The sequence below is a fragment of the Legionella saoudiensis genome, assembly GCF_001465875.1.
Classification (GTDB): Bacteria; Pseudomonadota; Gammaproteobacteria; order Legionellales; family Legionellaceae; genus Legionella; species Legionella saoudiensis.
Genome location: NZ_LN901323.1, coordinates 557316 through 578372, shown reverse-complemented (window position 1 = coordinate 578372; position 21057 = coordinate 557316). Strand labels below are relative to the sequence as shown.

Genomic DNA, 21057 nt, shown 5'->3' with positions numbered 1-21057 from the left:
ATTGATTATAGTTGGGTACAGACAGCAGCCTAAGGAAAAAGCCTGCCTCCGTACCCAGTCTACAACCTTAATTTGCTATGCGTGCAAGCAAGCCCATACCTCAACTTCCACTAAAAAGAGCATTAGGCTGCTTCGCGTTATTATTAACCAGCTCCGCTTTGCGCTTGCGTGCGTTAGCATATAAAAATGGTTTTTCTATAAAACGGTAGGACAGAATTGCGATGAAAATCGTCAATACCGCTGAAATAGCCATACTTAACCAAAAGCGCTGGGTTATTAAATTAATTACTATCTGCTGTACGGGAAAGGCATAAATATAAATTCCATAAGAGATATCAAAACGGCCTTTAATTAATTTGTCCCGAAAGGATGTACCAATGACGATGGTTAAAACAGCCAGACTCAAAGTGCCTAAGACTTGTAACTCTGCCCCTCCTCTTAAAACCACCAAGAAAAAGACGGATAAAAATGCTAAATGATAACGTACCGGGAACCATTGCTTTTGCGTCGTTGCCATAAGCGCGCCTCCGGCAAAGGCAATCCCAAAGAGTGCTAAATAATTAAGCGGTACGGCATAAAACATGTAGTTAAAACCAGTAATCATCAGCACTATCGTGGTAAGAATATAAAATAACAGTAACTTTAAAACAGAGCGCCAACTATTAGTATAGGAAAGCACAATACCGATAATAACGTAGCTCAAAAATTCCACCGGTAAGGTCCATATGCTGCCATTAATGGCGTCTTTAAATATGAAGTCGGAAAAAACACCAGGAATGGGTCGACCAAGAAACGCGGAGAAAAGTACACTGGTTTTAAAGTTAGCTAAATCCGTTAAGTACTTAAATAATGGCTCTGGGCTAAAGATACTGCCAATGACGTAGCACATCAAAAAAGAGCAAGCAATTAGAGCGGGAAAAATCCGTCGACAACGCTTTTCCATAAATACCAAAAAGTTTTCTGAATTGCTAAAACTTGTCGGCATAAAATAGCCGGAAATGGCGAAAAAAATGACTACCGCAATAAAACCATAACTATCCCAATGTGGAAATGTGGGCTCAGGTCTACCAGATAACGCATAGTGGTGGCTATAAAGCACCAGAAAAGCCGCGGCATGTCTTATTATATCAAATGAGTTTTGCCTATCTTTCATAATTTAGTCCATATGACAGGTAAGCGTTCAGAAGGTAGATTATTCATTGCTGGTTTGGACATGGGCTTACTTTTTTACATCATTCGCAATGCGGGCAGTTTTAGCTTAACAGTAATCTAACCGAGAACCCTTACTCTGATACGTTTATATAACTGGTTAAACAGTTCCTAGTTTGAAACCGGCAAATACTATCATAAAAATGTAACAAGCTCATCCAATCTTTTTATTACAAATTAATATCCTGCCATTTCCGAGCCGGGAAGGATGGCTCATTATTTGAGCAGTTTACGCAAGCAATGCATAATTCAGAAAACCCCCAGAGCAGCAGCATCAACAGAAAAAACATTAAATTTAATAAGATATAAAATTGTGGCGCAAATCCCATAAATAACATGCCATATGATATTTTTATAAAAATTATTAGCGTAAAAATATTAGGGTATTTTTTAAACAAATAGACTGCCAGATAAAAACTTACCAGCATGCCAATAAAGGCTAGTGCGACTAATTGCAAACCACTATAAAGTAGGAATGGATAAAACTCCGTACCCACATTAAAGCGAGGAACCGGAATTGGTGCATAGGGATATAGATTATAATTGTCTCGACTAAATGGAGATAACTGACTATTAAGAAATTCAGGATTAGTAAAGCCCTGTATATCAACCGTGAGGAAATTAAAAATTGGGGTGGTAATGTATAAAACAATTTGCTGAATAAATCCCGGTAGTTCCATAAAATAATCGGATAATGGAAATGCGCCTTCAATTAAGTGGGTTCCAGATGAAGGAACTACAAAAGCAGAGCCGCTTCTAAAGAAGCCAACTGCGGCAAAAATAAAACTGCAAATGAGCACGATTAAAAAAAGACATGCTCGATAACGCGCCCGTACCCGAGCAGATTCAGTCAAACTATATTGCAACATAATACAAAATAATAATGACCAGCATGAAATAAATAATCGATTTCTATCAATGATAAGAATTGGAAAAAGAATTGCATAGGCAATAAATATTCCCTTCATCCCCGCACTACGCAGGTAAACAAAGGCTACCGGAATAAAAATCCAGCATAAAATGGTAATATGCCTTATGTATCTACCTACCCCATGCAGATCAGCATAAGTATCAGGCCTTAGCAATTTAAAACCATTTATTAAAATATCAAGAGGACCACAAAGTACTATTAGCGCGCAAAAACAAAGGGCAATAAAACGGTGGCGCTTATTTTGCGTTACTATTTGATAATAATCCTGTAAGCGATATTTAAAAGGAATGAATAAATTACAGCAGAGGATAGGCAAGGTTATAATGGAAAAAAAGGAAATAATACTCCAATAATAATCTTCAGAAAAATTAAAAAAGAGTAATAGCAAGGCAAGTGCCACGTACATAGGCAACAAAAAATAAAAAAATCTGGAGTTAATTAAATAGTTCAACTCTGAAACTCGCTCTTAACTTTACAAAGTATACTTGCGCTCATATTAAGAAAACACTTGATGTAGTTTTTTTGTAAAAACTCGATTTTTGCTTTAGTTAAATAACGTACGGATGATAAATAACGCGACAGTGTTTTCCGCTCCATATAGCGCTCAATGATACTCAAGAAAGATTTGATATTCGCTATGCGACGCTGTACGTTTTGGGTTTTAGACGTATTAGTTGAATGCACTCGATAGAGTGCCGCATGTTCATTAATGAAAACAATTGCATCCGGTATTTCGAGTAATGATAAGAATAAATCATAATCATCAATTGTTGATGATACATCATAATGCATATTCTCATAATGGCTTTTTTTCATGAGATGTGAAGGTCCTGCCACGCACCAATGTTGTATCAGCTCTTTAACAAGCCACTTAGGATTAGTTAAGCGCTGAACATTACCACCATGATAAGCAATGGAACTGGAATGAGTTTGCTCCCCTGCATCATTTATCACTATCGCATCAGCAAAAGCACAACGCAGCTGCGCATTTCCCTTGAATTGTTCATAAAGTTTCTGGGTGCTGCCCGCAATAAGGATGTCATCAGAAGCACAAAGCCTTAGATAAGTTCCCTGCGCCATAGCGATCATTTTATTTAACACTACGGGTAGCCCTTTGTTTTCTTGAAAGAGGGGAATAACACTAAAAGATTCTTTATGCATAGCACTCCAAGCCTCAATAACAGCTTGGGAGTCATCGCTAGAGCCATCATCAATAATAATGACTTCCGCAGGAACTTCTAAACGGTCTATGTCGAGCCGTATACTTTCTAAAAGCAAGGGCAAATAATGCGCATGATTATAACTAGGTATTAAATAGCTTATTGCAACACTCATGGAAACATATCTCATCAATTTATTTATAACAGTTCACTTCTTAGCATCACGATGTAATAAGTGACTCCACTGCGCGCACAGTTTCCTCAATCAAGGAAACATTCCCACGTGACTCAACATTTAAGCGTAATAATGGCTCCGTATTCGAAGCACGCACGTTTAAGCGCATTTGTGCAAACTCCAAGCTCAGACCATCAGTTCGATCGATTTTGGGCTGTAATGCAGAAAAATGAGCTTCTACACGCTCCATCACTGATTGGGTATCGGTTACTTCATAGTTAAGTTCGCCACTACAAGGAAATGCACTAACACACTCATCTATAAGACTTTTTAATGACTTACCTGTTTGGCTTACCAATTCAATCACTAATAACCAGGGGATCATTCCACTATCACAGTAAGCAAAATCGCGGAAATAATGATGTCCGCTCATTTCACCACCATATACTGCGTTTTCACTGCGCATACGCTCTTTAATGAAGGCATGTCCGGTTTTGCATTGAATTGCCTGGCCGTTAGCACGATGCGCAATATCAATAGTGTTCCAGGTAAGGCGTGGATCGTGGATTATTTTTCCGCCAGGATTTTTCTTTAGGAAGGCTTCAGCTAATAAACCAACCAAATAATATCCCTCAACGAACTCACCCTGCTCATCAAATAAGAAACAGCGATCGAAATCACCGTCCCAAGCAATACCCATATCTGCCTGGTGCGCCTTTACCGCTGCCGCGGTTGCTTGGCGGTTTTCCATCAATAAAGGATTGGGAATACCATGGGGAAAATCACCATTGGCTTCATGATGGATCTTAATAAAATTAACCGGAATATTTGCTGCTTTAAAACGCGCCTCGAGGGCATCGATGACATGCCCTGCTGCACCATTTCCGGCATCAACAACTAATTTTAACGGTTGCAATTGCTGGAGATTAATATAACTTAATAAATGGTCAATATAAGTTTCTAGAATATTTAATTGCTTATATTGCCCCGCTTTTGCAGCAGGTTGAAATTCATTTTTTATCACCAGCTCTTCAATGGCCTTTAAGCCGCTATCTCCGCTAATAGGGGCCGCCCCCTTGCGGACTAACTTCATGCCATTATAATCAATTGGGTTATGGCTGGCGGTCACTTCAACTCCCCCATCAACACCAAGATGGAAGGTAGCAAAATAAACTTCTTCGGTACCCGTCATGCCAATATCGATAACATCCGCTCCAGCATCCATGATGCCGCGTGCTAAAGCCTGTTTTAATGGTTCGCTACTATGACGTACATCACTACCCACCACCACGGAGTTTGCCTTTAAAAATTGCGCGTAAGCAAAACCAATGCGGTATGCCAGCTCTTCGTTTAATTCACTACCAAGCTTACCGCGAATATCATAAGACTTAAAACATGCGAGTTTCATGGAACTTAACCCCTTCCATAGTTATCTTGAAAACGTACAATATCATCTTCACCCAGATAATCACCACTTTGTACCTCAATCATCACCAGATTAAGAACACCTGGATTTTCCAAGCGGTGTTTACAACCTGCGGGAATATAAGTTGATTCATTAACGCGAACAAAAAACTCTTCCTCACCGTTAATTACTTTGGCCATCCCACTGACCACAATCCAGTGTTCACTGCGATGATGATGCATTTGCAGGCTTAAGCTTGCTCCTGGCTTTACCTCAATGCGCTTTATTTTAAATCGTTCACTTTGTTCCAGAATGGTATAAGTCCCCCAAGGACGATATACCGTCCGATGTAATTTATAAGCTTCATGACCTCGTGCTTTTAATTGGGTATAAATATGTTTTACATCTTGCGCACGCGACTTATCAGCAACAAGAAGCGCATCGGGTGTATCGACGATTAATAAATTCTCTAGCCCTACAGCGCCCACTAAGCGATTATTACTTCTTATGTTGCAGTTGGAGACATCATGCAACAATACATCACCCTCAATACGATTGCCTTGGGCGTCAGGTTCAATCAGCTCATCAATGGATGTCCACGAACCTACATCGCTCCAGCCAATCTGACAGGGTATTACCGCGATATTCTCCGCTTTTTCCATCACTGCATAGTCGATAGAATTATCCGGAACTTGCGCAAAGGTTTCTTCGTCTAACTCTAAACCCATAACATTTTGATGTTGCACTAATTGTGATTGCGCAAAGCAGGTACGCACTGCATGCAAGATTTCTGGGCAATGCTTCTCAAGAGCATTCAACATAGCGCCTGCGGAAAATAAAAACATCCCGGAGTTCCATAGAAAACGGCCTGATATTAAATATTCCTGAGCTTTAGCTAAAACTGGCTTTTCTACAAAGCGTAATACTTTATTAGCTTCCGCTTCAATATATCCATATTCGGTTTTAGGTTCAGTAGGCGAAATACCAAAGGTAACTAACTTATCATGCTCAGCTAAGTCCAAGGCATCATTAACAGCAGTTTGGAAGGCATCTTGGTTGAGGATTAAATGATCTGCTGCCAGTACAAGCATCATGGCCTGTTCGCCATGCTGGTCAATCGTATGCAGTACAGCAGAAGCAATAGCCGCTGCCGTATTACGACCAAAGGGCTCCATAATATATGAGGTTTCTACATTATTTGTATTTACCTCGGAGCTTTCTTCAATCATCTTAAATAAGAATTCTTTATTTGTAACGATTATTGCTTCACGCACATCAGGCAACGAAGCACCGCGAATAAAAGCTTTTTGAAATAAACTTTGCCCATCTGCAAGACGCATAAAGGGTTTAGGATGTAATTCACGTGAAACTGGCCAAAGGCGTGAACCTGCACCTCCACAAAGAATGATTGGTATTAGTTGCATATGAATTCCTGAAGTTCCTTTTTTTGCCAGATGGTAATATGTTGACATTTTTTGTCAATAATTACTTACCTGAACTTACTTACGCGCTCTGCTGTAATAATTCTCGCGCATGGGAGCGTGTTTGTTCTGTTATGGTTAAGCCGCCGAGCATGCGCGCGATTTCATCTATTTTCTCTGCTTGTTGCAATAAGGAAATACGAGTGAATGTTTGAGTATTATCACTGTTTTTTTCCACCATAAAATGGTTGTGAGCTGAAGCAGCAACCTGAGGTTGATGAGTTACACAAAATACCTGCAAACGCTCGCCTAACTTACGCAACATGCGTCCAACTAAGGCCGCAGTAACACCGCCAATGCCTACATCTACTTCATCAAATAGTAAGGTGGGTGTAGACCCTTGTTGTGCAGTAATCATTTGAATGGCTAAGCCAATTCGCGAGAGTTCACCACCCGAGGCAATTTTATTGAGTGCATCAGGTTGCATGCCGGGGTTAGTGCATACTTTATATTCCACTTTATCCATACCATGAGCATACATCTTGTCTAAGGGAGTGATCTCAATTTCAACCCAGCCCTTTGGCATCCCCAATTGTTGAATGCTGGCGGTTATTTCTTGAGCTAATTTAGGTGCATGCTCTTGCCGAGCACATCTTAAGTTGTTTGTGGCCTGCTCATAAGCGGCAACCAGCTCCCGATGCTGTCGTTGCAGCTCAGCTAATTTACCTTCACTGTCTTGGAGTGAGGTTAATTCTTTTTGCAAATGCTGTGCATGCGCTACCAGTTGACTGCTATCAATATGATATTTGCGCGCCAACTGATGAATGGTGCTCATGCGACTTTCTATTTCATGCAAGCGTTCTGGGTCAAGATGCACACGCTCTGCAAATTGTTGCATCTCACCAATCGCCTCTTCACATTGAATTAATGCCCCATTGATTAGTTCATAGGTATTTTTGATTTGTGCTTGTTCTTGCGGCAAGTGATTGAGCAATTGCAAAATATGATTTAAGCTCGTACACACATTAGGCTCATCTTCCGCATTTAATAAACCATGAATGTGCTGGCTGTGCTGCAAGTATTCTTTTGCATGATGGAGCATCTGATGCTCCTGATACAAGGCATCAATCTCATTCTCTTGCAGATTAAGTGCTGACAGCTCTTCAATTTGGAATTTTAAGAGTTCAATGCGATCAGCTTGCTGTTCTAAACTCTGTAAGGTATCAATTTCTTGTTGTACTTTCTGGCATTGCTTGTAAAGCCTAGCCACTTCATCAACCAAGCTATGGTTCTTTGCGTATTGATCAAGTTGCTGGCGATGAGTAGCATGGTGCATCAGAGTTTGGGTCTGATGTTGGCCATGAATATGTACCAATTTTTCACTGAGCTCTTTGATTTTTTGTAAGGGGAAGGGTTGGCCATTAATGTAAGACTTCGAGCGACCTTCCGCATAGATTACCCGGCGTAAATAAATTTCTCCATCCTCACAGGCAATGTCTTGTTCGGCAAGCCATTGTGCCGGCTCGGAATTTTGATGCACGTAAAAACCTGCCGTAATGTCGCACTTCTCTTGACCTGGGCGAATCACTGAAGCATCCGCGCGTTCGCCTAAAGCCAACAGCAAGGCATCGATCATAATCGACTTACCGGCTCCAGTTTCTCCCGTAAAGGCCGTCATTCCCTGAGTGAAATCTAATTCCAGGTGTTGCACGATTGCAAATTGTTCAATGCACAAAGTTGTAAGCATGATTTATCCCTGATGTGTGGATTCCCAACCAAGCTTGGATCGTAATGTATCATAGTAATGATAATCAAGGGGATGTAGCAATCGTAACTGATGTGCATCTTTTTGAATTGCAACCCGTTGCCCTGGTTTTACCATACGCGACTGATGCCCATCACAACTTACACACAGATCAGCCTCATTATTTTCATTAATGTGCAATTCAATTTTGGATTCACCATCCACCACCAAAGGGCGTGAACTAAGACTGTGCGAAAACATGGGCACCAGCACAATTGCATTCAATTCCGGATGCATAATTGGTCCACCTGCAGATAAGGCATAGGCGGTAGAACCTGTAGGGGTCGATAAAATCATCCCATCAGAACGGTAATGGCTAACTAACTGCTCATTCACATACACAGAGAATTCGATTAAATGTGTTTCATTACCACGTGATAAGACCACATCGTTTACGGCATCCCCTTCAAAATAAGTATCGCTTTCATCATAGATACGAGTGTGCAATAAAAAGCGTTTTTCTTCCTTATATTGCCCAGCCAATACCGCGCTAAGCTGATTTTCAATATCGTGAGGTAAAATATCAGTCAAAAAACCTAAACGACCACGGTTGATCCCAATTACCGGGGTATTTACTTTCGTGGCCATACGCGCGGCGGAAATCAGACTTCCATCTCCACCAATCACTATGATTAAATCGTTTTTTTCACCCATCTCATTTTTAGTCAAGACCGGTAATTGCACGTCAAAACCCAGCAAAGTATCAACGTCTTGATAGACGCTGACCTTTTGGCTCTCTAAAAACTCAACCAAGCGGTTTAAGCTGTCATTAACCCCTGGGTTTGCGCGATGTTGGCGTGCATATAAAATCACACGCTTAAATTTAGTTTTATTCGTCACTGTTTGCTCGAGATGCTTTTTTGCGCTCATGTTCTTTCAGCGCTTTTTTACGGATGCGAATTGAGTTAGGAGTTACTTCAACCAATTCATCTTCATCAATAAATTCTAATGCTTGTTCCAGAGTTAATCGGATTGGCGGTGTGAGAATAATATTTTCATCCGTACCTGAAGCGCGCATGTTAGTTAATTGTTTTTCTTTGGTTACATTCACCACCAGATCATTATCTCGAGCATGAATACCCACAACCATTCCTTCATAACATGAAGTTTGGTGTTCAACAAATAAACGTCCGCGTTCTTGTAAATTAAATAAAGCGAAAGCACGTGCAGCACCTTGGCAATTGGCGATTAATACGCCATTTACTCGCTTACCAATACGCCCTTTAATTGCAGGACCATAATGATCGAACACATGATACATCAAACCGGTACCCGAAGTGGCAGATAAAAATTCACTATGGAAACCAATAAGGCCACGAGTTGGTACGATATAATCCAGGCGTACTCGTCCTTTTCCATCGGGAACCATATCTTGCATTTCCCCACGACGCTCACCTAATTTTTCCATAATCGCCCCTTGATGATTTTCTTCCACATCAACGGTTAAACGCTCATAAGGCTCGTGTTGTTCGCCGTCCACTTCATGAAGGATTACTTCTGGCTTACTGATTGCAAGTTCATAACCTTCACGACGCATTGTTTCAATCAGAATCGATAAATGCAGCTCTCCACGACCCGAAACGCGAAACTTATCCGGATCATCACAATCTTCAACGCGTAATGCCACGTTATGTAATAATTCGGTATCCAAACGCTCGCGAATTTTACGTGAGGTAACAAATTTACCTTCTTGACCTGCAAAAGGTGAATCATTTACTTGGAACGTCATGCTGATTGTAGGTTCATCAACTGAAAGTACTGGTAGGCCTTCAACCATTGATGGATCACAAACTGTATCAGAAATTTTCAAGCCTTCGATACCCGTAATCGCGACGATGTCACCAGCACTCGCCTCATCAATCTCAACCCGCTCCAGGCCTCTAAAACCTAAGAGTTGCAATAAGCGACCCGCACGAATGTTGCCATCTTTATCCATTATTTTTACTGGAGATTTTGCTTTAATCTGTCCGCGTGTAATACGACCAATACCGATCGTTCCCACATAAGATGAGTAATCCAGTGAACTGATTTGCATTTGGAATGGGCCTTCAGCATCAACTTGCGGTGCCTGAACCTTATCAATAATGGTTTGCAGTAGCGCACTCATGTCTGTGGCTTCATCTTCAAGATTCAACTTGGCATAACCATTTAATGCTGATGCATAAACAACGGGGAAATCGAGTTGCTCATCTGTGGCACCAAGATTATCAAATAAATCAAAAACCTGGTCCATAACCCAATCAGGCCGTGCGCCTGGGCGGTCTATTTTATTGATCACGACAATTGGATTTAATCCACGAGCAAATGCTTTTTGCGTTACGAAACGCGTTTGTGGCATAGGACCATCTACTGCATCAACCAGCAACAACACACTGTCTACCATCGACAGAATTCGCTCCACCTCTCCACCGAAGTCCGCATGTCCTGGGGTATCAACAATATTAATTTGATGATCATTCCAATACACACAAGTATTTTTAGCTAAAATGGTAATACCTCGCTCTTTCTCCAAAGCATTAGAATCCATCACACGCTCTACTTTAGGAGCACGTTCATTAAGGGTACCTGTTTGTTGTAAAAGTTTATCAACGAGGGTGGTTTTGCCATGGTCTACGTGTGCAATGATGGCAATATTGCGAATCTGTTCAATCATAAATAGCCTTTATAAGGAAAAAACAATGTATTTGTTCATAGATTCGACATTATACATCAAGAGACAATTAAAACCTATCCGGCACGCGAATTAAGCTAAACTCACTCTAATGAGCAAGTCATCGTCATACCTCTATAAAATAAAATCACTGATTTATAGTAAAATAAACAGAAATGGCAAAGCTTTGCTAGAATAGTAGTGAGGAGATTAAAAACGGGGGCTCTATGCAACCATTAATTTTACATCCTACTGATATTAGCCAATGGCATGCCTTGGTTAATGAAGCCCAAGCTACAACTCGGCTGGTGCTTAATGAAAACACCGAAAGTTATTTAGTATTTTTATTAATGCGCTTTTCTCAAGGAACCAAGCTCATTGAGTCCGTTGTTGCGCTCGATTTTTTAGAATCGATTCATAAACCACGTCCCATGAAAACCCAACATTTACGCGATGTCGGTGATAAAAGCTTGCTTTTCTGCGGTCTTTTTCCTGGAATTGCTAAACGACGTCACGTCAGTCTCAGTTATTTTTCAGAAATGGGGCAAGCAGCATACTTAAGTGTGAGTGAGTTGGAGGAAAAACCCTCATCGGATCTTTATATCGAGCTTAGTGAGCAATTTATTAACCTGCAACAAATCTTGCAGGCAATGCGGGGACAATGCGTGCAATTAATTCAAACGGATTGTAGCCTTTTATCTTCGATTAAATTAACGTTGCAATAAATAACTGGATACCAAATCAAAATGTAGCAACTGTCTTGAAATGAAATTCAAGACAGTTGCTACGCGCTATTTGATTATTTTAGGTCGAAACAAGAGGGGGAGAAGAATACGTTGCAAGCAACCAGGCTTATTTATGAAATAACATCGCAACATCTATAGCATCGAAGAGGTATTCTTTATTGCAAAAGTCACAACGAATATCTATTTTACCCTGCTCTGCTAATAACTCCTGGGCCTCTTTCTCGCCGAGGATATTAATCACCTGCTGCATTTTGTCTAAACTGCAACGACATTGAAATTTAGTATGGCGGCTATCAAAAATGCGTACTTCCGTTTCATTATATAAGCGATAAAGTAAGGTTTGATTATCTAAAGTTAACAGCTCTTCTTCACTTACAGTTTGCCCCAATTGCACCGCATACTCCCAGAATTGCTCTCGTTGCACCGAATCTTGTCCAGGCATCAACTGCAATAACATTCCGGCAGCAGCATTTTCATTTACGGCAAGCCAAACACGCGTAGATATTTGTTCAGATTGAGCGAAATAGTTCATTAAATTTTCACTCATGGATGTTGATTGTAAAGGCACCATGCTTTGGTATGAATTAGTCTGATTGTCTTGATTAATTGTCATCACCATCTGCCCACTAAGGAATGCCTTAGCATAATCTTCCGTTTCTAAAGATTCTTCAAAGCGAGCAAATGCCCTGATATGCAGCTTGTGATCACATTGAACCAAGAGTAAAGACAAACGCTTATCCCCTTGAAACTGTAAATTTAAACTGCCTTCAAATTTAATACTCGACGCCAGCAATAAGCAAGAAACAATGGCCTCACCCAATAAGTTCTTAACCATAGGCGGATAATTACGTTGTGCCATAATGGTTTGGTACGTTTTTTCAATGTGCACAATTTCGCCACGAATATTGGCATGTTCAAAAATAAAGCGTTGTAGGGTATCAGATTCTTTCATAATAAACTCAAAGACATTATTAGTTGATATTCTATATTAGTTTTCCTGATAACCCAAATATGCAGTAGACAAACCGCGCATTTTTTCATCTGTGATTGTTAATAATCTTAACACTATTTTTATTCTTTTTTAGTGGAGAAATCCTTATGGTGGGCTATGCTTAAAAGAATCCCACATAAAAAAAGAGAGGACTTATCATGATTGATAAAAACATACTAATCCCTATCATTAAAACTTTGGATAAAGTCATTTTAGGTATTGATGAAGTTGAAGAATCTAAACCATTGGATACACGCCAACAATTTATCGAAATTGATACTGAAGAAGAGTTTGACGTAGAACGCTCCATGAATTAATTATTGATTCATCCTGTCAGAGAAGCAATAATCGCTCTTTTTATGAGCGAGAACCAAAAAGATGCTAAATAGCCACCAAATGGCAGCCGTAAAATACATCGACGGACCTTTATTAGTTCTTGCAGGAGCAGGCAGCGGCAAAACACGAGTTATCACGCAAAAGATTGGCTATTTAATTAATGAGTGTGGGTATGCAGCCAATAGCGTATGCGCTGTAACATTTACCAATAAAGCAGCCAGTGAAATGCGTGCTCGAGTGGCCGCAGTTCTTCCTGCCGCGAATCGGCGGGGATTAAAAATTGCCACCTTCCATACCCTAGGTTTAAGCATGCTTAAGCGCAACCTTTCCTTATGTGGCCTAAAGAAAGGATTCTCTATCTTCGATAGTGAAGATTGCTTACAAATATTACGCAGCTTTTTGCCTGCCAATAAGGCAACTGAGCGAGAATTTCTGCTTCAGGTACAACAACGTATATCGCGTTGGAAAAATGATCTGCTTACTCCAGAAGAAGTATTGCGAAATCCTGAGGATGTTCCTTTATATGCCGAAGCAGCAGTGCTCTATCCACGTTATCAACAAGCATTAAAAGCATATAATGCCGTGGATTTTGATGATTTAATTCGCCTTCCGGTGACGCTACTTAAAGACGAGCCTACGGTTCGAGAGTATTGGCAAAATAAAATTCGCCATTTACTAGTAGATGAGTATCAAGATTCTAATACCAGTCAATACCTTTTGGTCAAATTACTCACCGGGCTTCGTTCCCAGTTTACCGTTGTGGGCGATGACGATCAGTCTATTTATGCCTGGCGAGGAGCAAAACCAGAAAATTTAAAGCAATTGCAAGAAGATTACCCCCAATTAAAAATCATTAAACTGGAACAAAATTATCGTTCAACCAACATTATATTAAACGCGGCGAACCATCTTATCGCCAATAACCCACATCTTTTTGACAAAAAATTATGGAGTGATCTGGGACAAGGCGAATTGTTGCGCGTCGTGCGTTGTAAAGATGAAAATGATGAAGCGGAACAGGTGGTGGCAGATTTAATTAGCCATAAGATGCGCGCCCGGACCAAATATGGTGACTATGCGATTTTATATCGGGGAAATCACCAATCACGGATCTTTGAAAAGGTACTGCGGCACTATGGTATTCCCTACCGTATTAGCGGCGGCCAATCCTGGTTTGCTAAAGCTGAAATTAAAGACATCTTTGCTTATTTGAAATTATTATGCAATGAAGCAGATGATGCGGCCTTTTTAAGGGTTATTAATACTCCTAAACGCGGAATTGGTGAAGCAAGCCTTGATGTCTTGGGAAACTATGCACAAAACCGTGGGCTTAGTCTTTATAAGGTAGCTGATCATCTAGCACTAAGCGAAAGCCTTGCTGAAAAACCACGCGCAGCCTTACAGCAATTTAAGTTATGGATAGAAGAAATAAAAAAACGGATTGCTTCCTCTGATGCGGTTGTGGAACACTTAAGGCAAATGGTTGAGGATAGTGGCTACGAAGCCTATATCTATGAACAATGTGATACGCCAGCTAAAGCGCAAAAGCGCATGGATAACGTCTGGGAGTTGTTGGAATGGGTAGGACGTTTATTAGCCAAAAAACCGGAACAAAGCTTAACCGATGTAATTAACAAATTAATCTTGATTGATATCTTAGAACAATCCGACGAGGAGGATAGTGAATCAATACAGCTGTTAACCCTCCATGCCTCAAAAGGACTAGAATTTCCTTTTGTGTACTTGGTCGGTATGGAAGAAGAATTGCTGCCACATCGAGTCAGTATTGATGATGATCAAATTGAAGAGGAACGCCGTTTAGCTTATGTAGGTATTACTCGGGCGCAAAAGGGCTTATGTTTTACCTTGGCCAATCAACGACGTAAAGCTGGAGAAATGCAAGACTGTTTACCCAGTCGCTTTTTAGAGGAATTACCTTCTGAATACCTGGAATGGTTTGGTAAAAAAGTAGCTCCCTGTGAAGAGCGCTCCAAGAACCTAGCTAAGTCACATTTAGCTGGCCTCAAGAATATGTTGAGTAGCTCTTAACTATTTTGGATTGGAAGGCACTGAACAGTTATTTCAGCAAGATGACGTATTTCAGATGCACTGATATACTGAATTTATGAAAAAAAATATTATCCTACTCATTGTTTCTTTTGCCATGTTCATGGAGGCTGTTGATACCACAATTATCAATACGGCGATTCCAGTTATGGCACATAGCCTCAAGGTAAACCCTATTGATTTGAAATTAGCCCTGATTAGTTATCTCCTAAGTCTGGCTATTTTTATTCCCATTAGTGGCTGGGTTGCTGATAAGTATGGGATTAAAAAAGTATTCATTACCGCTGTATGCGTATTTACATTAAGCTCTGCCTGGTGCGGCTTTACCCAAAGCCTTGGTGAATTGATTTGTGCGCGTATCATTCAGGGACTGGGCGGTTCATTAACAATGCCCGTGGGGCGTCTTATTATTTTACGCACTTTTGAACGCCATGAACTTATTGCCAAAATGAGTCAAGTCGTTATGGTCGCTGCCTTAGGGATGATGCTGGGCCCCTTATTAGGTGGCATTATTTCCTACCATTTCTCTTGGCGCTGGATCTTTTGGGTCAACATCCCTGCAGGTATATTAGCCATATATCTTTCTTATAAGCGTCTACCGTCAATGCCTAGTCGCCCGGTTCCACCATTGGACAAGCTAGGGTTTATACTTTTTGGCGGTGGTCTTGCTTTACTCACCTTTGGCTTATCAATGCTTAGTGAATCAGACATTGCCCATGCTTATACAATCGCAATCCTGGTCTTATCAGTCGTCTTATTGGTTGCTTACATCAAACATTCCCGCCATAAAAAACATCCTATTATTAAAGTAGAGCTGCTGCAGTTGCGCACCTTTGCTGTTGCGGTCAGCAGTAATTTATTTGCTCGCTTAAGTTTTGGCGGTACTCCTTTTTTACTTCCACTACTTTTTGCAAATTGGCTTAGGGTATTCGTCACAAATGTCTGGTTTTTTGCTTACCCCTATTGCTTTAGGGGTATTTTTAGTTAAACCCATGTCACTCTATATCCTGCGGTTATTCGGCTATAAAAAGTTACTTATCTTAAATACTATATTAGTGAGTATCGCCTTATGGGCTTTGTGCTTAATTAATCCTTCCTCCTCTCTCTATGAAATAAGTTTACTGACCTTTACTTATGGTTTTTTAATCGCCCTGCAATATACGGGAATGAATTCATTAGCCTATGCCGAAGTAAGTGAAGATAATATGAGTGCCGCAACCAGTATTATGAGTACCATCCAACAATTAGCCCAAAGTTTTGGAGTCGCGGCGGCTGCAATTATTGTTAGTATTTTTACCGTGAACCAGCATCTTTCAATTGAAGCACTACATCAAACCTTCGCAATGCTCGGGATTCTAACGTTTTTGTCGGGGGGAATATTCTTATTTCTCAAAAAAAGTGATGGCGAAGAGTTACTTAAACCAAAATTATAAATTAGATATTTTCCCCAAAATCCTCTATCATGTGCGCGCATTATGTGTGTTTTGGTAATTAAATTGAAAAAAATTAAAAATATTTAATAAAAAAACAGCACAATTAATAAAATAATGCTACAATGGGCTGGTAACAATTTAGGAAATTATCATGTCAGAAAAAATACGCGGTACAGTAAAGTGGTTTAATGAGTCCAAAGGTTTCGGATTTTTAGAAAGTGGCGGCACAGATTATTTTGTACATTTCAGTGCAATCCAAGGCAGCGGGTTTAAAACTCTAGCCGAAGGCGCTACTGTAATGTTCAAAGCGAGCAAAGGTCAAAAAGGACCACAAGCTGAAGACGTAGAAGTAGTTTAAACCTTATTTCTAGCGCCCCGTTCATGCTTAAAATGTTACATTTTAGTGTGAACGGGGCGTTTTTTTTATCTATTTTGCAACATCTATAAGCATCTTCTAAAATAACGGGTAGAATGATTCGCCCCATTAATCTCAATACAAGGAAACGTATGATGAGCAAAAAAATTGCCGTTCTTGTTGGAAGTTTACGCAAAGAATCCTATAACCGAAAAATGGCACATGCCCTTATGAGCGTGGCGCCTGAATCGTTAAATTTACATATTGTTGAAATTGGTAGTTTACCTTTATATAACCAAGACCTTGATGATGAAAATAGACCAGCGGAAGCCTGGCTATCTTTTCGTGAGCAAATAAAAATGTCCGATGGAGTACTCTTTGTTACCCCGGAATATAATCGCTCCGTACCTGGAGTGCTTAAAAATGCCATCGATGTCGGCTCGCGCCCTTATGGTAAAAGTGTGTGGTCTAAAAAGCCGGGAGCAGTAATTAGTGTTTCGCCCGGGGCTATAGGAGGTTTTGGTGCCAATCATCACTTACGGCAATCCTTTGTCTTTTTAGATATTCCGGTATTACAACAACCCGAAGCGTACGTAGGCGGCGCCGCAAACTTATTTAATGCTCAGGGTGAACTTACTAATGATGATACTAAGAAATTCATTCAGCAATTTATGAGTACCTATGCCCAGTGGGTTGAATTAAATACTAATACTAAATAAATTATTGGCATCACACTATTTTGGGCAATATGCCTTGCAATTGCTTGGATCCATCCGGCAATTGCACTAAAATAGCGCACTCATACCCTTCTCGCTGCAAATAACTGGAAAAAATAAAGGTAAAAAGGTACATTGCAGGTCTTAGTAATACACACATTCCCATTGAGGAAGAGAGGAATAATGCAAAAATCAGCACAACCGATAGAAGACCAATCAATCGTGGAGTCATTTCCAATTGCCATTATTGTAGGAATATTCAATCGACACATCACGCAAAACTTACAAGATGGCGTCATTACTCAGCTACAAAAGCGAGGCATTAAAAAGGAACACATTAGTGTCTATGAGGTTCCCGGTGCGATTGAAATTCCCTTGATCGCTAAAAGATTGGCGATGTCTAATTCAGTGCAATCAATCATAACTTTGGGTTCGGTTATTCGCGGTGATACCAGTCATTATGATTTGGTCTGTACGATGGCGAGCGAAGGCTGCCTGAAAGTTTCGTTAAAATACAATATTCCCATTATTTTTGGCTTATTAACGACTGAGAATGAGGAACAGGCTTGGGATAGATTAGGCGGAAAACACGGACATAAAGGTATAGAACTGGCAAATGCGGCAATCTCCATGCAACAACTTTTAAACCAATTACCGCAGTAATATAGGTAGTAATCATGGCCAATCAATACGAACAATTTGAACAGCGCAAACAGGATCACATTAAGCTTTCCCTCATGCAAGAGAATCAAAGCGCTGACTTAAGTAAATTTGACAGCATTCATTTAGTGCATGATGCCTTACCTGATCTTAATTTTGATGAAATTAAGATTGAAGGCTTACGATTTGGACAAATTGTAGCAAAGCCATTTCTAGTTAGTTCAATGACCGCAGGACATCGTCGAGCGGAACATATCAACCATCATTTAGTTGAAGCGTGCTCGCAAAGCGGCTGGGCGATGGGAGTTGGTTCTCAACGGCGTGAGCTGATGGATCCTAAAGCTGCATTTGAATGGTCCCACCTTCGCCAAAGTTTTCCTCAGGTAAATTTATACAGCAATTTAGGGATTGCCCAATTAATTAATACTCCACTTGCCGATATCCAACGTTTAACCGATGCATTACAAGCAAATGCCCTGATCATCCATTGCAACCCATTGCAAGAATGCATGCAGCCTGAAGGCACAACCGATTATAAAGGTTGCTGGCAAGCCTTAGAACTATTAGTGAAACAGTTTCACTTGCCCGTTATTGTCAAAGAAACGGGTTGTGGCTTTTCTCAAACAACCATGCAGCGCTTAAATGATCTAGGGATTGCGGCTCTTGATATAGGTGGATTAGGTGGTACGCACTGGGGACGAATTGAAGGACACCGCGCCACTCAAGACCCCATACGCCATCAAGCAGCCATTACCTTTAAAGATTGGGGCATTGATACAGTCACCGCAGTACAACAAGCTGTAGCATTAAAACCAAATTTTGAAATTTGGGGATCGGGAGGGGTTGCTAATGGCTTAAATGCTGCCAAGTTATTTGCCCTAGGAGCCTCTACTGTGGGCTACGCAAAGCCTATGCTTGAGGCTGCCTTAGAATCGACAGAACGAGTTCTGTTGCAAATGCTTACTATTGAATATGAATTAAAAGTTGCCATGTTTTGTACTGGAAGCCGTATTATTAGTGACTTATCTCAGAAACTAGCTTAGATAATCACCTGTATCTAATTTGACTAAAGAAAACCTGGTTGCAAGCAACCAGGCTAAGTTATTTAACTGTGCTTTTATTCGACTACTTCTTTCTTTTCTTCAATACTGCGCGATAAGCCAAGCTTTTCTTTTAAGCGTGCCACTGCATCAGGATCATACTGGCGTGTTGTTTTATGTTTTACAACTACTGCTGCTCGCGTAGGCTGGGCGGGAGCCTGAGCTGAATAGGAGCGTGCCGGATAAGTTGGGAAATAATCATCGGATGCAAATTGCTGAGTGGCTGTTTTCGGCTGATAACTGGAAGGCTGTTGGCTTGCCCCATATGGTGCTGTACCTTTTTCTGCCATTACCTTACGCGCGTTTCTAACGCTTTTTTCAACTCGTTTTTTAATTTTCGCAGCAGCATGATCGGCTTCTTCGGCGCTGACCTCAGCTACCTCATTACCCTGCAAATCAACGCGCATTTCGCGTGCTTTTAAACATGCCAAGTAATCAAGACGGCGCGTAAATAAAACCACAGCCTCCCTGAGCTTACTCTTAGAAATACCAACCTCAGCAGCCTTATCTGCATACAGTAAAATATCATTCATAATTCCGCCTTTTAATGGACGGATTCGTAATGAATTATCGAACGCAGCAGGAAAATTCGCTGCAAGCCATAATAACGCATCAGCGCGTGCTTTTTTAGATTGATTTTTTTGAGCTTTATTAATAACAGCGGTGCGCGGGTGCAGCTCCTGTTTTCTCATCAGTGTACCCTTTAGAAATTGGTTGCCCTATCCGAAAATAATATGATCATTCACCTTCTGAATGAGCGCACAATGTACAATGTTTAAAGGTTGTTTGCAAGCACTCTAAGTAAGTTCATCAGTTTCCAATACAAACCTCAAAACTCTAGGTAGAAAAAAATCTAATCTTCGGCCTATAATTAATTTAGATTGAAACTACTATGTATATCCATGAGAAGATTATTTATAGCGTTCCTTTGTGCCTTTCTACCCTGGACTGTTTTCCTAATTAGTGATAACCCAGGTGGAGCTTTTGTTGCTCTAGTAATGCAAGCGACTTTAATCGGCTGGCCCTTCGCCTCCATGTGGGCTTGGCGTACAAAATATCCCCCTAAGGATAAAAGTACGCAAAAGAATTCCTAAGCTCAAATCCTCATCAATAATTTGCATCGACAATAAGGAATACCATGCTAACTCGTGTTATCGTAAATGGTGCCCATGGTAAAATGGGTACTTTAGCTTGTGAAACGCTCAACGCTCATCCTGAGTTCACCTTAGTCGCCCAACTGGGCCGGCAAGATAATTTGGCGCGAACAATTCAAGAGACCCAAGCACAAATTGTGGTGGATTTAACCCGTGCCGATACGGTGTATCAAAATAGCCTGACAATTATAAATAACGGAGCGCGTCCAGTTATTGGCACCTCAGGATTACTTCCTGAACACGTTAAAGAGTTAACTATAAAATGTGAAGAGCAAGGTTTAGGCGGAGTTATTGCCCCTAACTTTTCCATTAGCGCCGTTTTAATGATGCTTTTTGCAGCAAAGGCCGCAGAATATTTTTCGGAAGTAGAAATTGTTGAAACCCATCATCAACAAAAATTAGATGCGCCCTCAGGTACTGCCCTAAAAACTGCGGAAATGATTGCCGCGGCAAGACAAACCCCAAAGAATAAATTAAATTTAAAAGAATTAATTCCTGGCGCTCGTGGTGGCACTCATTGCGACATTAATATACATTCACTGCGTTTACCTGGAGTATTAGCTCGCCAACAAGTTATTTTTGGTAATGCCGGGGAAACACTATCAATTACCGATGACAGCATTAGTCGGAATTGTTTTATGCCAGGCATTGTTTTAGCCTGTCAAAAAGTTCTGACTTTAAATGGCTTAGTTTATGGCTTGGAGCATTTATTGTAGGGGTTTGCCTGAGTTCAAGCATATAGTG

At 40.6% G+C, this 21057-nt stretch carries 18 protein-coding genes and 1 pseudogene; 9 read left to right on the top strand and 10 right to left on the bottom strand.

All coding sequences use genetic code 11. The features are described 5' to 3' along the window. Positions 1 to 100 precede the first annotated feature (100 nt). From BN3124_RS08725 to typA, 8 genes are all read right to left on the bottom strand, one after another. Entirely contained in the window at positions 101 to 1153 is a 1053-nt protein-coding gene (locus BN3124_RS08725; RefSeq protein WP_058534412.1) for an acyltransferase family protein, read from the bottom strand. A gap of 226 nt (positions 1154 to 1379) precedes the next feature. Beyond that, a complete protein-coding gene (locus BN3124_RS08720; RefSeq protein ID WP_149865231.1) occupies positions 1380 to 2546 on the bottom strand; it encodes a hypothetical protein in 1167 nt (388 codons plus the stop codon). A gap of 41 nt (positions 2547 to 2587) precedes the next feature. Further along, the gene (locus BN3124_RS08715) at positions 2588 to 3475 is read right to left on the bottom strand and encodes a glycosyltransferase family 2 protein (protein ID WP_058534410.1); all 888 of its coding nucleotides are present in this window, start codon (positions 3473 to 3475) and stop codon (positions 2588 to 2590) included. Positions 3476 to 3521: 46 nt separating this feature from the next. Next, on the bottom strand, positions 3522 to 4883 hold the full coding sequence (locus tag BN3124_RS08710) for a phosphohexomutase domain-containing protein (protein WP_058534409.1): 1362 nt from the start codon (positions 4881 to 4883) through the stop codon (positions 3522 to 3524). Positions 4884 to 4888: 5 nt separating this feature from the next. Continuing rightward, on the bottom strand, positions 4889 to 6352 hold the full coding sequence (locus BN3124_RS08705) for a mannose-1-phosphate guanylyltransferase/mannose-6-phosphate isomerase (protein WP_230849123.1): 1464 nt from the start codon (positions 6350 to 6352) through the stop codon (positions 4889 to 4891). A gap of 31 nt (positions 6353 to 6383) precedes the next feature. Continuing rightward, complete coding sequence (gene recN / locus BN3124_RS08700) at positions 6384 to 8048, bottom strand: DNA repair protein RecN (RefSeq protein WP_058534408.1); 1665 nt, start codon at positions 8046 to 8048, stop codon at positions 6384 to 6386. Positions 8049 to 8051: 3 nt separating this feature from the next. Beyond that, positions 8052 to 8975, bottom strand: a complete 924-nt coding sequence (locus BN3124_RS08695) for an NAD(+) kinase (protein ID WP_058534407.1) — start codon at positions 8973 to 8975, stop codon at positions 8052 to 8054. Continuing rightward, positions 8935 to 10758, bottom strand: a complete 1824-nt coding sequence (gene typA / locus BN3124_RS08690; protein WP_058534406.1) for a translational GTPase TypA — start codon at positions 10756 to 10758, stop codon at positions 8935 to 8937. Before typA ends, BN3124_RS08695 begins: the two co-directional genes overlap by 41 nt. Before the next feature lie 224 nt (positions 10759 to 10982). On the opposite strand from typA, the gene BN3124_RS08685 reads away from it, so the two are divergent. Next, positions 10983 to 11480: a hypothetical protein gene (locus tag BN3124_RS08685; protein ID WP_058534405.1), complete on the top strand. Its 498-nt coding sequence runs from the start codon at positions 10983 to 10985 to the stop codon at positions 11478 to 11480. 127 nt (positions 11481 to 11607) lie between these two features. On the opposite strand, the gene hslO is transcribed toward BN3124_RS08685, so the two are convergent. Further along, entirely contained in the window at positions 11608 to 12453 is an 846-nt protein-coding gene (hslO, locus tag BN3124_RS08680; protein WP_058534404.1) for an Hsp33 family molecular chaperone HslO, read from the bottom strand. A 197-nt stretch (positions 12454 to 12650) separates the two neighbouring features. Here hslO and BN3124_RS17185 point away from each other — a divergent pair, with 197 nt between their 5' ends. The 7 genes and pseudogenes from BN3124_RS17185 to fni all read left to right on the top strand — a co-directional run bounded on the left by BN3124_RS17185 (position 12651) and on the right by fni (position 19102). After that, positions 12651 to 12809 carry a hypothetical protein gene (locus BN3124_RS17185; protein ID WP_196398914.1) on the top strand — a complete coding sequence of 53 codons (159 nt, stop codon included), beginning with the start codon at positions 12651 to 12653 and terminating at the stop codon, positions 12807 to 12809. A 61-nt stretch (positions 12810 to 12870) separates the two neighbouring features. Next, positions 12871 to 14877, top strand: a complete 2007-nt coding sequence (locus tag BN3124_RS08675; protein WP_058534403.1) for a UvrD-helicase domain-containing protein — start codon at positions 12871 to 12873, stop codon at positions 14875 to 14877. 76 nt (positions 14878 to 14953) lie between these two features. Beyond that, a pseudogene (locus BN3124_RS08670) lies at positions 14954 to 16328 on the top strand (MFS transporter). A gap of 151 nt (positions 16329 to 16479) precedes the next feature. Beyond that, complete coding sequence (locus tag BN3124_RS08665) at positions 16480 to 16686, top strand: cold-shock protein (RefSeq protein WP_058534402.1); 207 nt, start codon at positions 16480 to 16482, stop codon at positions 16684 to 16686. Between the two features lie 152 nt (positions 16687 to 16838). Beyond that, positions 16839 to 17402 carry an NADPH-dependent FMN reductase gene (locus BN3124_RS08660; RefSeq protein WP_058534401.1) on the top strand — a complete coding sequence of 188 codons (564 nt, stop codon included), beginning with the start codon at positions 16839 to 16841 and terminating at the stop codon, positions 17400 to 17402. 180 nt (positions 17403 to 17582) lie between these two features. After that, the gene (ribH, locus tag BN3124_RS08655; protein WP_058534400.1) at positions 17583 to 18062 is read left to right on the top strand and encodes a 6,7-dimethyl-8-ribityllumazine synthase; all 480 of its coding nucleotides are present in this window, start codon (positions 17583 to 17585) and stop codon (positions 18060 to 18062) included. A 14-nt stretch (positions 18063 to 18076) separates the two neighbouring features. After that, on the top strand, positions 18077 to 19102 hold the full coding sequence (fni, locus tag BN3124_RS08650; protein WP_058534399.1) for a type 2 isopentenyl-diphosphate Delta-isomerase: 1026 nt from the start codon (positions 18077 to 18079) through the stop codon (positions 19100 to 19102). A 74-nt stretch (positions 19103 to 19176) separates the two neighbouring features. On the opposite strand, the gene BN3124_RS08645 is transcribed toward fni, so the two are convergent. Next, complete coding sequence (locus BN3124_RS08645) at positions 19177 to 19851, bottom strand: ProQ/FinO family protein (RefSeq protein WP_058534398.1); 675 nt, start codon at positions 19849 to 19851, stop codon at positions 19177 to 19179. A 446-nt stretch (positions 19852 to 20297) separates the two neighbouring features. Between BN3124_RS08645 and dapB the strand changes: the two genes are divergently transcribed. After that, on the top strand, positions 20298 to 21029 hold the full coding sequence (gene dapB, locus BN3124_RS08640; RefSeq protein ID WP_058534397.1) for a 4-hydroxy-tetrahydrodipicolinate reductase: 732 nt from the start codon (positions 20298 to 20300) through the stop codon (positions 21027 to 21029). Positions 21030 to 21057: the final 28 nt, after the last annotated feature.